The 13,213-nt window shown below is 62.6% G+C and carries 11 protein-coding genes and 2 pseudogenes; all 13 read left to right on the top strand.

Features of this window, described 5'->3' with window-relative positions; all coding sequences use genetic code 11:
• Positions 1-5 precede the first annotated feature (5 nt).
• The 13 genes and pseudogenes from AC56QX_RS37550 to AC56QX_RS37490 all read left to right on the top strand — a co-directional run bounded on the left by AC56QX_RS37550 (position 6) and on the right by AC56QX_RS37490 (position 13,182).
• On the top strand, positions 6-302 hold the full coding sequence (locus AC56QX_RS37550) for a VirB3 family type IV secretion system protein (RefSeq protein WP_497118808.1): 297 nt from the start codon (positions 6-8) through the stop codon (positions 300-302).
• 9 nt (positions 303-311) lie between these two features.
• Positions 312-2,722 (top strand): annotated as a pseudogene (locus AC56QX_RS37545) (VirB4 family type IV secretion/conjugal transfer ATPase).
• Positions 2,719-3,615 (top strand): hypothetical protein, encoded by an 897-nt coding sequence (locus tag AC56QX_RS37540; RefSeq protein WP_497118807.1) that lies wholly within the window; start codon positions 2,719-2,721, stop codon positions 3,613-3,615. The pseudogene AC56QX_RS37545 and the gene AC56QX_RS37540 overlap by 4 nt, the downstream one beginning before the upstream one ends.
• 9 nt (positions 3,616-3,624) lie before the next feature.
• Complete coding sequence (locus AC56QX_RS37535; RefSeq protein ID WP_497118806.1) at positions 3,625-4,344, top strand: type IV secretion system protein; 720 nt, start codon at positions 3,625-3,627, stop codon at positions 4,342-4,344.
• Between the two features lie 54 nt (positions 4,345-4,398).
• On the top strand, positions 4,399-4,590 hold the full coding sequence (locus tag AC56QX_RS37530; RefSeq protein WP_475461709.1) for a hypothetical protein: 192 nt from the start codon (positions 4,399-4,401) through the stop codon (positions 4,588-4,590).
• A 202-nt stretch (positions 4,591-4,792) separates the two neighbouring features.
• Positions 4,793-5,929, top strand: coding sequence for a TrbL/VirB6 family protein (locus AC56QX_RS37525; protein WP_497118805.1), 1,137 nt, complete (start codon positions 4,793-4,795; stop codon positions 5,927-5,929).
• A complete protein-coding gene (locus tag AC56QX_RS37520; protein WP_497118804.1) occupies positions 5,926-6,645 on the top strand; it encodes a VirB8 family type IV secretion system protein in 720 nt (239 codons plus the stop codon). The genes AC56QX_RS37525 and AC56QX_RS37520 overlap by 4 nt, the downstream gene beginning before the upstream one ends.
• The gene (gene virB9, locus AC56QX_RS37515) at positions 6,642-7,457 is read left to right on the top strand and encodes a P-type conjugative transfer protein VirB9 (RefSeq protein WP_497118803.1); all 816 of its coding nucleotides are present in this window, start codon (positions 6,642-6,644) and stop codon (positions 7,455-7,457) included. Before AC56QX_RS37520 ends, virB9 begins: the two co-directional genes overlap by 4 nt.
• 6 nt (positions 7,458-7,463) lie before the next feature.
• On the top strand, positions 7,464-8,822 hold the full coding sequence (gene virB10, locus AC56QX_RS37510) for a type IV secretion system protein VirB10 (protein WP_497118802.1): 1,359 nt from the start codon (positions 7,464-7,466) through the stop codon (positions 8,820-8,822).
• Positions 8,782-9,840: a P-type DNA transfer ATPase VirB11 gene (virB11, locus tag AC56QX_RS37505; protein WP_497118801.1), complete on the top strand. Its 1,059-nt coding sequence runs from the start codon at positions 8,782-8,784 to the stop codon at positions 9,838-9,840. The genes virB10 and virB11 overlap by 41 nt, the downstream gene beginning before the upstream one ends.
• Positions 9,841-10,066: 226 nt before the next feature.
• Entirely contained in the window at positions 10,067-11,959 is a 1,893-nt protein-coding gene (locus tag AC56QX_RS37500; protein ID WP_497118800.1) for a type IV secretory system conjugative DNA transfer family protein, read from the top strand.
• A 569-nt stretch (positions 11,960-12,528) separates the two neighbouring features.
• Positions 12,529-12,776, top strand: a pseudogene (locus tag AC56QX_RS37495) (DUF4160 domain-containing protein).
• Positions 12,763-13,182: a DUF2442 domain-containing protein gene (locus AC56QX_RS37490; protein WP_258580803.1), complete on the top strand. Its 420-nt coding sequence runs from the start codon at positions 12,763-12,765 to the stop codon at positions 13,180-13,182. Before AC56QX_RS37495 ends, AC56QX_RS37490 begins: the two are co-directional and overlap by 14 nt.
• The last annotated feature ends 31 nt before the right edge of the window (positions 13,183-13,213 follow it).

Raw genomic sequence — 13,213 nt, 5'->3', positions numbered from 1 at the left:
ATCCAATGGACGAACGCCAGCTCGAGGAACCGCTGATCACGCCGCTCGTCAAGGCCTTGACGCGCGCGCCGACGCTTATGGGCGTGCCTTACATGTATTTCATGTTCAACGGCGTCGCCTCGTCGGTCTGCTTTCTCCTCTCGCACGATCTCATGATGCTGCTGGTTGCGATCCCGCTGCATCTCTTTGGCTATGTGATGACGCTGAGGGATGATCGGATCTTCGAAATCCTCTTCGTCAAGTCAACCAGATGTCCCCCACGTTCGCACGCCTTCTGGGGCGCCGATAGCTATTCGGCATGAGGAGGCAGCATGGTCGCGCGGGCGCTACTCGATGAATTGACCTTTGGCGCGGTATCGCGGCGCGAGCGCCCGGTCGCGTCGCACATCCCGTTTACCCGCCATGTTGACGATCACGTTCTCAAGACACGCGATGGCCTGGTCCTGACGGTGCTCAAGCTCGAAGGTTATTCCTTCGAGACCGCTGACATGTCGGAGATCAACGCTCGCCTTCTCGCCCGTAACGACATTGTCCGCACGCTCGCGAATTCCCGCTTCGCCCTGGTCGGCCACATCATCCGGCGCGAGGTCAAACCGCGGATCGCGTCCACCTTCGACAATGCGCTCTGCCGCGAGATCGACGAACGCTACGACGCGGCGTTGTCGCAGCGGCGGATGTTCGTCAACGACATTTATCTGACGATCGTCCGCAGGCCGCTTCAGGGCCAGGCCGGAACCTTCGACGCCTTGTTGACGAAACTCCTCGGCCGAACGGATGCGACCGGCCAAACTGTCGCCGCGCAGACGGCTTTGACCGAACTGCGCGACGCCGCGACCGCCGTGCGGGAGAACCTCGCCGCCTACGGCGCCCGTCAGCTTGGCGTGGTCTCGCGCGATGGCGTCTGGCATTCGGAACCATTGGAATTCCTCGTGCAAATCGTCAACGGCGGCCTGCCTCGCCCGATGCTGTTGCCGCGCATGGCGCTGAGCGACGCGCTGTCGATGAAACGGGTCTTCTTCGGCAAGAACGCCATCGAGATCCGCGGCGCCGGCGCGCACGACACGCGGTTTGGCGCCATGATCTCAATTCGTGAATATCCCGCGCAGACCGGGCCCGGATCCTTCGACAATCTCTTGCGCGTCCCGCACGAATTCATCGCCAGCCAAAGTTTTGCTATCATCGATCGCCCCGAGGCGGCCAAACAGGTGGACCGCGTCGCCCGCCAGGTCGACATGTCGGACGAGGCGGGTTCAATCGTCGCCGAGCACCTGGACGACGCCCGCGACGAGCTCCTGGCCTCCGAGGCGATCTATGGCGAACATCATATGACGGTGATGTGCCTTGGACGCAGCATGTCCGAGGTCGACGCGACTGTCACGGCCGTTGGCGCAGCGCTCACCGACCGCTCCGTGATCTGGACGCGAGAGGATCTCAACTGCGAACCCGCGTTCTGGTCGCAGCTGCCCGGTAACTCTGTCTACATCGCCCGCAAGGCGGTGATTTCCTCAAAGAATTTTGCCGGTTTTGTTTCTCTGCATAACTATCCGAGCGGCCGTCCGGACAACAATCACTGGGGCCCGGCGATCTCCGTGTTCGAGACGACGTCGCAGACCGCCTACTACTACAATCATCACGTCCGCGACCTCGGCAACTTCACGGTTGTCGGCCCTTCGGGCAGCGGCAAGACCGTATTCCTGTCTTTCATCTCGGCGCAGTCACAGCGCGTCACGCCGCGTCCCAAACTTCTCTTTGTCACAAGGATCGCGGAGCGGAGATCTTCATCCGTGCCATGGGTGGGCAATACGAGGTCCTGGTGCCTGGAGAACCGACCGGGTTCAATCCGCTCTCCATGCCCGACACAGCGCCGAACCGGGAGTTCCTGTTCCAGCTCTTCGGTTTCATGCTGCGGCCGGCGAATGGCGGCGACCTCACGGCCTCCGAGGAGCAAGTCATCCGCAACGCGATTGCGGCAGCACTCAGTGCCGGTCCGGACGGTCGGACATTGCAAGCATTCTCAACATTGCTCCGCGGCCGCATCCGGGCGGGCGAGGGAGATCTGCTGGCGCGCCTGGAAAGCTGGATGCGACCGGACCAGCGCGGCTGGCTCTTCAACAACGAGACGGATCAGTTCTCCCTCTCGAGCATTTTCGGTTTCGACATGACGCGGGTGCTCGACGACCCGGTCATACGCACCGCCGCGCTCATGTACATCTTCCATCGCACGCAAGAGCTTCTTACCGGAGACCCGGTGATGATCTTTCTCGACGAGGGATGGCGCCTGCTCGACGACCCCGTCTTCGCCTTCTTCATCAAAGACAAGCTCAAGACGATCCGCAAGCAGAACGGTATCATTGGCTTCGGTACGCAGTCGGCCGCCGACATCGTGCGCTCGAGCTCGGCGAGCACCTTGATCGAGCAGACCGCCACCAACGTGTTCTTTCCCAATCCAAAGGCCGATGATGAGAGCTACGCGCGCGCATTCCGTCTATCGGAGCGCGAGGTCGCCTGGATTCGCGGCACGGTTCCGGAAAGCCGATCCTTCCTGATCAAGCACGGACGCGACAGCGTCATCGCCAAGCTCAATCTCGCCGGCATGCCGGACCTGATCAAGGTTCTATCGGGACGCACGGAGACCGTGGCCGAGCTCGAGGCGCTGCGGGCGCGCGTCGGCGATGACCCGGCCGTCTGGCTGCCGATCTTCCTGGGAAGGACCACGCGATGAAAGCAGTTTTCGCCGCCTTCGCTCTTATAACCACCTGCAGTTTCACCGCGCCGGCTTGCGCGGATATTCCGACCATCGATGCCGCGCAGCTTACCGAACACTCGCAGACCGCGAGCGCGACGGTAAATCTCGTGCCGATCACGACGCAGCGCCAGGACGCCAACAGCGGCGTCAAATGCGCCATGACCACCGGCAAGAAGGCCAATGTCAGCGACCCGACCCTGCAGCCGCAGACGGGCGCCGGTGCCAAGGCGATCCAGGGCTATGCGCCGGATATGCCAGCAACGCCCGACGCGACGGCGCGAGGGGCGGCCTTGAACAGCCAGTCGCTGTTCAAATCGAGCGGCGATGTGGTCGCCGGTCTTGATGCCAGCGGTCAGTCGCTCAGCGCCGCGCGAACCATGTTCCAGGCGGCAGGTCAACAGGTCGGCACGGCGCCAACAGTGATGGGCGCGTTTGACATGAACAGCGCCGCGCGCCTGCAAAACAACCTCGCCTGGAACAGCGCCATCGGCTCGGCCAATCTCTGGGTGACGGCGCTGAATGCGCCCAATCTCGCGCAAACCAGCGACATGAGCCGGGCAGCTATGGGCATGCGCTCGAGCCCAGGGACATCGATGCCGGTCAGCGGGCTCCTGTGCCCAGCCGGAATGGCCGGATCGGGTACCGCAGCCGACCCCTGCCGTCAGCCGGCATTCTGCTCGACCACACCGCCCGGGACCCCGCCCGATCCGGCCTGCGTCTCTGCACGCGCCACCGATAGCACCGGCAACGTTGCCTTCTTCCTGGCACGCAACCAGAACGCGGCCCAATCGGCCACTCCCGCCCCGAGCGCTCTCTCCGCCACCGACGTCAATGCCGCTCTCGCGGCCATGCAAGCAACCGCACGCTAGGACCCCGCCATGTCGATATCCCGCTCGTTCGCCTTTGTCCTCACTGCACTCTTCGGTCTCATTTGTGCCGAGGCCCGTGCGCAAGTGCCCGTCATCGACAATACCAATCTTGCTAAGGCGCAGGAGATCGCGACCAGCACGCGGCAGATCCTCACCGCAGATCAGCAGATCCTCCAATTCACCCAAAAGACACTGCAGGCCGTCACCGGCGATCGCGCTTCCGTCGCCCAGGGCAGCCTTGCCCAAATGGCGCTCGGTGGCGGTTTCTCGATGGCGCAGGCGCCCTCGCTCGGCTCCGTCATCTCCGGCGGTGCTCTATCGTTTGCAGGGATGAGCCCGGGGTCCCAGAACATCGTCTCGACGCTGATCAATGGGCTGCAGCTGGTCAAGACCATCACTGGTCTCACCGCAGGCCAGACCCATCCGGTCGACACGGCTTACCAGAATTCCGTCAATGTTGCCGCGACGCTCTCCGGGCTGATCACGTCGACGCAGACCGCAGTGCAAACGAGGTCGGCGGCCTTCACACAAGGTGGCCAGCAAATCGGCCAGGCCCCCGATCTCAAGGGCAGCGTTGACCAGAACACCCAGGTCCAGGTTCAGACGGGCCAGACGATCAATGAACTGAATGGCGTCGTGAACACCGCCGCCGCGGCAGCCAACCAGGCCAACCTCGACCGTATCGCCGCCGAATCCGCCGCGGCGCGGGCGATGAAGTTCACGCAGTAAAGCCCGACCCTGAATTCCCCGACCCTGAATTCCAAGAGAACGACCGGAGGACATGTGTCAAAACAAGCCATTGGCTTCCTCGTTGCCGGAATCCTTATCGCCGAAACTATATATCTGGCGGTGTGGAGGCCGCGCGAGCAGCCGAACCCATCGTCGACGGCGGCCGGGCCGGTCTCGCAGGATGATGCGGCGAAAGCCGCCTCGCACGCCATGACGTTCAGCCAGCCGAAAGAGCCAAAAAAGTGAAGGCTGCGATCGGTTTGGCCCTCACACTCACGCTGGCGGCAGCTCTCTTAGGCTGCGCTTATAAGCCTCTGAAGGCGCCGTGCTCCTCGGATGAAAGTGGCGCGCCGCTCGCATATGGCGCCCCGGTCGCCGCGCCGGCGCTCCCGCCACCGCTGCGGTTGCCCGACAGCTGCGGCCCGATGAAACCGATCTGAGCGCGCGGATGGGGTCGTTCAGCATCACCACATTGCTCCATTCGGTCGACCAGCTCGGGCAAAACTACGTTTCGACCGCGTACCGGGCGCTCGCGAACGCGGCGACATCGGGCGGTGGCACGGGCGTCGCCGGGCTGCTTCTCACCCTCTACGTCATCTTCTGGGGTGTCGGCATCTGGCAGGGAACGGCGAGCGGCGGGCCGGCCGATCATGCCTTTCGGTTGTTGCGGGCCTTCACCATCTATGCCCTTGCGACGAGTTGGAACGATTTCCAGACGCTCGTCTATAACCTGATGAACGACGGGCCTTCCGCAATTGGCAATGCGCTCTTGAGCGCTGTCACCACAGCCAACAACACCGGCACCGCGGTGAACCTTACCTCCGTAAACGGTGTTCAGAACGCGCTTCAGAACATGTGGGACACGACGAACAATGCGACAGAGGCCTTCCTCCAGAACGCCGGCATCACCAATTGGGGACCTTATATCTTTGCCGCCGTCTTTTACGTCGTGATGGCTGTGCTGATCGGCTTTGCGCTGTTCCTCATCATGCTGTCGAAGATGTTCATGTGGCTGCTGCTCGCCTTAGCGCCGATCTTCATCATCCTCCTGCTGTTCGGCGTCACCACACGGTTCTTCTCGGGCTGGCTCAGCGCATTGGTTCAGTATTTTCTGGTGCAGGTCCTCGTCTATGCCTTCCTCGCCTTTTACGTCAGCCTTATCCAGCAGACGATTGACACGCTAAACGGCGTCGCCAACACCAAGAGCCCGACCTGGGCAACGATTGGCCCGGTCGTGCTGCTTGCCATCATCGGCATTCTCCTGCTCGCGCAGATTAACAATGTGGCGGCAGCGATCGCAGGCGGCGTGCCGATCGGCGCACCGCGGATAGGTCGGTTCTACGCCAGCGTCACCGGCGCCCGGGCCGCGCTTGCTGCGAACCGCGGCCGGCTGGCATTCCGCAATCCTTTCAACCCGGCCTCGGTCTCACGGCGCGAGGAGCTCGCCGCGAGACAGCGGGCACGCGTTGGCCTCAGGGCCGCCGCTTGGGCCGAGACACCGGAGTTCCGGCGCCTTGCAGCCCAGATCAGCAATCCCGCCGTGACGCCAACGGCCCGTGACAACAGGACATCTTCATCATCATGACGCAGGCAAGTGCAGCCATAGCGGAGCGACGCGTCGACCCGCGCTATTATTCGGAAGGGATGACCTGGGAGCAGGACATCGCGCGGCGCAATCGCAATTCACGAGCGCTCGCCTGGATCGTCGCGGCGGTGATGACCGTGGTCGCGGTCGGTTCGCTCGCAACGCTGGCGCTGCTCGTGCCGCTCAAGACCTATGAGCCGTATATGGTCGTCGTCGACAAGGCGACGGGCTTCGTCGAGGTCAAGCGGCCGATGGCAGAAGGGCCGCTGACGCAGGACGAGGCTGTCACTACCTTCAATGTGGTACGCTACGTCAAGGCGCGCGAGACGTACGACCCCAAGGCGCTCAAGGACAATTTCGACCTTGCGCAACTGCTGGCCGCGGGCGACGCCGCCCGCGAGCTGACAGAGATCTATTCCCCCGCCAACCCGCAGAACCCGATCAAGATCAATGGCACGAACACGGTGGTGTCCGTATCAATCAAATCGGTAACCTTCCCGAACAACCGGACGGCATTGGTACGCTTCTCGACCGACACCAAGTCCGCCACCAACATCGTCACGGCGAACTGGGTCTCGCTTGTGCGATTCCGCTACACCTCGGCGCCGATGCGCAATGAATGGCGCTTCGACAATCCTCTCGGCTTTCAAGTGTTGGAGTACCGACGCGACCAGGAAACAGCGCCGTCCCCGGGAACCATGGGGGCACAGCAATGAACCGTTTTGTCCCTGACAGCATCGTCGTCGGCTTGATCCTTTGGCTCGGGGTCGGACCGGCTGTCTCGGAGGCTATCCCGAAGCCCGGGCGCGTCGACAGTCGCGTCCGCGATGTCGTCTACAACAAGGACAATGTCACCGCGATCGACGCCACTTTCGGCACTTCGACCATGATCGAGTTGCAGGGCGATGAGAAGATCGAGACTCTGGCGCTGGGCGACTCGACCGCCTGGAAGGTCGAACCCAACCACAAGGGCGACATCATTTTCGTCAAACCGATCGAGAAGGAAGCGCTGTCGAACCTCAATGTCGTGACCGACAAGCGCATCTACTCCTTCCTGCTGCGATCAAATACCCGCCCGCCGGCGACACAGATCTTTGTCGTGCGCTTTCGCTACCCCGAGGACGAGGCGACTGCGCAGCTGCTGGCGACTGCTAAGGAACGAGCGGCGAACCCGAACCTCAAGGCCCTCAACATCGCCAATGCCAACAGCGACTACGGCTACAAGGGCTCGTCGGCAAACAAGCCGATCGCCGTCTTCGACGACGGCACCAAGACGTGGTTCCGCTTCGAGGGCGAGACGCCGGCGATCTACATCGTCGACAGCGGTCGCAACGAGAGCCTGGCAAATTTCCGGACCGAGGGTCCCTATGTCGTCGTCGATAAGGTCAGCCGGCAATGGACCCTACGCAACGGGAGCGTTGCGACCTGCATCTTCAACCGGCGGCTCACCAATGTGGATGAGCCGAACGGATTGGAGCCCTATGCTCCCCAGCGCGTCGGAATGCCGTCGCCCGCGACGGGAGGCTGAGGCGCCATGCCGAGCCCGCAGGACTATCGCTCGCTTGAGCTCGATGCCGCAGCCGCCACGACGGTCGCGCGCGGTTCGACCGGCTTTGGCCGGATCTTGAAATTCGCCGTGCCGGTCGGCGCGCTCGTGATCGCCGGCTGGCTGATCTACGGGTCGCTCCAGCGAACGCCGAAGAACATGACGTCGCCGGACAAGGAGGAGTTCACCACGACACAGTTTCCCGCGCCGTCGCTCGCAGCGCCGCAGACACGGACCAACCAGGGCACAATTGTTGTTCCGGCGGCCCCGGCCGCCCCGGAACCGACTGTGCCTCCGCCGCCGGTCGCGCCACCAATCGCCCTACCGGCACCGCCACCTCCCGAGCCGCCGCTGGTCGTGGCGCCACCAAACGATGACGAAGCCCGTCGCCTGGCCGAACTCGAGCGTCAGCGCCAGGAGGCGGAGCGGCGCAAATGGGAACGGCTGCGGGCGCCGCAGGTGATCGCCGACAATGCGGCTGCGAGCGATGGGACAGCAAATCCGGGCGACAGCGCGCGCGACGGCGCGGGGCAGCAGGAGGACGACCCGAACCGGCGGTTCCTGGCCTCCGTAGCGAACGCGGGTGTCGAAGTGGCGAAGGCGATCAAGAACAACCGCATCGATGCACTCGTGGCGCAGGGGACCCTCATCCGCGGCGTCCTCGAGACCGCCGTGCAAAGCGATCTTCCCGGCATGGTGCGCGCGGTGACCACCGAGAATGTCTGGTCCTTCGACGGCCGGCGCATCCTTATTCCAGCCGGCAGTCATCTCGTCGGCGAATACAAATCCGGCATCACCCAGGGCCAGACCCGCGTCTTCATCGTCTGGACGCGGATGCTGCGGTCGGATGGGGTGTTTGTGCAACTCGGATCGACCGGCACCGACGATCTCGGCCGCGCCGGCAATGCCGGATTTCTCGACAATCACTATGTCGAGCGGTTTGGTTCGGCGATCATGCTGTCGGTCGTCGGGGGTTTTTCCCAGTTCCTGAGCGGTCTTGGCCAAAACACCGCCAACACCGGCGGCACGACGATCACCACCACCGATCCGGTGACCGGTGTGGTCACCACGACGCAGACCGGCGCCAATCAGAACCAACAAGCGCTCCAGGCCCGCCAAATCGCCGCGCAGAACGTCTCGCAGACCCTCACCAACATCGCGCAGGAGGCGCTGAAAAACTCGATCAACATCCCCCCGACAATCTACCTCGACCAGGGCACGCGGATCATCGTCTTCGTCAGGCGCGACCTCGATTTCTCCGCACTCTATCCCGATCCGGTGAAGGAAGCGCTTCAGGAGCTCAAACGTGAACGTTCCGGCTCGAAACCAGACGATCTTTCTCGATAGGGCGCTCGGCCCCATCCGGCCCTGGCTCGACGACGATCAGGTGGTCGAGATTTGTGTCAATGGACCGGGCGCGGTCTGGGTGGAGCGCTTCGGCCAATCCGCCATGGAGCATCATGACGTTCCGGACATGACCGAAACGGCAATCCGGCATCTGGCCGAGCGGGTCGCGGGGTTCTCCGGCCAGAGCATCAACGAAGAACACCCGCTTCTGTCGGCAGCACTTCCCACAGGCGAGCGGTTCCAAGGTGTGATGCCGCCGGCGACGGCCGGGGGAGGGGCCTTCGCCATTCGCAAGCAGGTCATCAAAGAAATGCGCCTCGTCGACTACCGCAAGCTCGGCTCTTTCGAAAAGGTTGTGACCACGACTGACGGAGCGTTGTCCGAGGTCGACCAGGCCCTATGCGCGCATCTCGACGCAGGCCGCATCGAGGATTTCATCCGCCTCGCTGTCGTCAACCGCTATTCGATCCTGCTTTCTGGCGGCACGAGCTCGGGCAAGACCACGTTTCTCAACGCGATTCTGAAGGAGGTGCCTGTCGACGAGCGCATCATCACAATCGAGGACACGCGCGAGGTTAAACCGATCCAGAAGAACTTTCTGCCGCTCGTTGCCTCGAAGGGCGACCAGGGCGAGGCCCGCGTCACCGTGGAGACACTGTTGCAGGCCTCAATGCGCTTGAGACCGGACCGCATCTTCCTCGGCGAGATCCGCGGCGCCGAGGCTTATTCGTTCCTGCGTGCCATTAACACCGGCCATCCCGGCAGCATCACCACCGTCCATGCCGACAACCCGGCCGGCGCGTTTGAACAGCTTGCCCTGATGGTCATGCAGGCCGGCCTCGGCCTCAGGCGCGAGGAAATAGTCGGCTATATCAAATCGGTGCTCCCGATCGTCATTCAGCAGCAAAAGATAGGCGGATGGCGCGGCACCTCGGCCATCTACTTCGCGCGCATGGCGGAGTGGCGCGAAGGCAGGGGTGAGAGGAAGGCCGTCCATGGCACGCGTCGTCGCCTTTAGGATCGGCGTTGCCCTTCTGGCGCTCATCGGGTTCTGGCTCCTGTGGAGCCTGGCTTATGAAATCGTTGTAGCGTCGCGCTGGGCGCCAGCCCGCTTCCCGAGCGAGGGCGCAACCCGCTGGGCACTCTTACGCATGCAGAACAATGATCGCACCGCAGGCGTTTTCCTGATCGCCTGGAAGCATTTTTACGCGCGCGTCTTCTTTCCGCAGACGCAGGTCGAGGCGTTGATCCGCGCCGGCAGCGCCGCCGGCAGCGTCGTGGTGCTGGGGCTCGCCGGCTGGCTTTTCGCGACTGTCAATCGCCGGCAGATGCCCTTTGGCGAAGCGCGTTTCGGCACCGTGCTGGAAGCGGCGAAGCAGGGCCTGACAACAAAGCAAGGGATCATCCTCGGCAAGCTCGCCGGGGCCACGATCCGCTCCGACGAGCCCGCTCACATTCTCGTCGTCGGTCCGTCGCGCTCGGGCAAGGGCACGGGTTTCGTTCTGCCGAATGGCTATCTCTGGCAAGGTTCGGCCGTTTTCTTCGACCCGAAGAGAGAGAACTTCGAGGCGCTCGCGAACCACCGTCGCACAATGGGCAACAAGGTCTTTATGTTTTCGCCTGGCTCGAACGACACGCATCGCTACAATCCACTCGACTTCGTGCGGCGCGACGAGCGGATGGCGACCGACTGTCTGGTCGTGGCCTCCTTCGTCATCCCGGAGAAGGCGGACGATACCTGGGCGGGTGCCGGACGGCTGCTGCTCTCAGCGCTGATCGGCTACGTGCTCTCCTCGCCGCTTGTCGCTGGCGCGCAACATATGCGCAGCGTTGCGCGCATGACGACGACGGGTAAGGATATCTCCTCCGTGCTGCGCGCCATCGTGAAGACCGAGCGCCTTTACCTGCCGACATGGGTCGTCGATAGCTTCAACCAATATATCGCCCTGGAGCCGGAAACCAGGAATTCGGCCGTCTTCAACGTCAACATGGCAATGTCGCTTTGGAACAACGGTCTGATCTCGGCCGCTACTGAGACATCTGATTTCGACATCCGCGAGCTCAGGCGCCATCCGATGACGATCTTCATCGGATGCACCATCGCCGAGTTGTCGATCTTCCGACCGCTGATCCGCATCCTGTTCCAGCAGATCCACGACCTGATGATGGTGAAAATCCCGGGCGAGGACGAGCCACATCAGGTTCTGCTTATGCTTGACGAATTCTACCACGTCGGCCGCATGGATTCTCTCATCTCGAAGATCACGATCAGCGCTGGCTATGGTTTTCGCATGGCGATCGTCATGCAGGACATTGCCCAGCTCGACGAGCTCTATGGCAAGAACAAGCGCATCACCACCGTCTCCGGTTCGCAGATCAAGCTCTTCATCCAGATCAACGATCTGGAGACCTCGGAATTCGTATCTGAGATGCTGGGCGAGACGACGCAGGTCTACAAGACGCCGGTGATGCGACCGGGGCAGGGGATCTTCGCGCCGCGCCTATGGGCCCCACACTACACCCCGCGGCCGCTGCGCAGTCCACTCGAGCTGCGCGAGATGTCCGCGCGGACCTCGATCCTGATGGTCAAGAACTCGCGTTCTTTTCAGCTTACCAAGATCCGGCACTATCAGGATCAGCCATATCGGCGGCTGTTCGAGGTAGGTAAGGGAAGACCGCCCACCTTACCCGCGCTGCGCAAATGGCACGACGAAATTCTCGGCGGCGCCATCAGCACCGCGCCGAGCCTGGAGGCGGCCGAAGACGAGGCTCAGCCTCCGCAGCTCCAACGCAACGGCAGAAAGACGGCACCACGGCCTGAACCTGCACCGGAGAAGGAATACGCTCGCGGCAGCGTTAAGTCTCCGGCCGAGGCTGCTTTCCGTCCGGCGCCACCGATCGCCGCGAAAAAGATCCCTGTTAAGAAATCCCGAAAGGTTTTGGCGCTCGGCGATGAGCCCAACGCCCCGCAAGACGAGACCTGCAATATTCGTGACCTGCTGGCCGCTACCGAGCGTACCCAACGAGACGACTTCGATGTAATGGCGGCATCAGCTCGCACCGCGTCCATATCGCCGAAGCTCGAAGAAGCTTTATCAGCGCTCGCCACCTTGCAGGAGCAGTTTGGGGATGACTAAATTTCCTTATCGTCCACGCGAGGCCCGCCGGTGTCAACGGCCGTCGCCACTGCGCAGCTCACCCACATTGGTGCCAACACTGCCATGGGCTTCTTGACCGAAGCGAGCGCTGTGACATGCATGGCAGACGATTTACTGCTGCGTTCATATCGCGGCTATCGCCTTGGCGATCGCGGCAAAAGGCAGGACCAGGGATAGCGGCGCGTATCGCGAGCGGCGGCCAACGCCCCACCTTTTGACCGCTGTGGATTAGAGTATGATTGGCCGTGTGCAGGCATTTACGACCCTGCTCACAAGCGGATTCGGGCTTGCGATATATCTCCTGCCGACAATCGCGCCGGGAGCCTCAGAGGCAAGCCTCTACATGGCATGTGGTGTGGCTATTGTGGTCTGCGTCGGCGGGTTAGCTTTTTGGGCCAAAAGCCAAAAGCTGTCGCGACAAAATCACCGGCCCTGATTTTTCAGGGGAATTTCTGTCACAAAAGTCGGTCGCAAATTCAAACTTCCGCGACTGATTTTTGCGACAATTTCGACTTTCCTAAGCGCTTGGGTTTTGGTATAGATCACCCATGCCGACCGTTTTACGCCTCGATGGCTTGCGCGTGGTCATCTACCCGAACGATCATCGACCCGCGCACGTCCACGTCAAGGGAGCGGCCGGCGAAGCGGTGTTCATCCTGGATTGCCCGATGGACCGCCGGCGCTGCGGGAGAGCTTCGGATTCAACCAGGCCGCGCTAAGCCGGATCGCGGATGACCTGGCCGGCGCACTGGCAACCTTATGTGCGGAATGGAGAACAATTCATGGCCGTTACTGAGCAAGAGTTTCACCAAGCCGAAAAGCGGATGGCCGCGCTGCGGGAAAACGGCTTTGCCGTGTCCGCGCGCTACGATCGCCGCTCGGCCCGCATCGTCGTCAACCTGAATACCGGCGTGCAGATCGCTTTCCCGCCGCGCCTAGCAGAAGGTTTGGCTGATGCCTCGCCGGCCGACCTTGCCGAGGTCGAGATCAGCCCGGCCGGCCTTGGCCTGCACTGGCCGAAGCTCGATGCTGATGTGTATGTGCCGGCGCTGCTGCAAGGTGTGTTTGGCTCAAAGCGCTGGATGGCCGCGCAGCTCGGTACGGCTGGCGGCCAAGCCCGTTCGCGCGCCAAGGCGGCGGCGGCTCGGGAGAACGGCCGCAAGGGAGGCCGGCCGCGCAAGGTTGCCGGTGGTGGCCTATAGGCCGGCCGCTGAAATCAACTCTGGCAATCTG

The sequence above is a fragment of the Mesorhizobium sp. RCAM 06353 genome, from assembly GCF_059683585.1.
The sequence above is the reverse complement of the archived record's forward strand: the minus strand, read 5'-3'. Positions and strand labels throughout refer to the sequence as shown.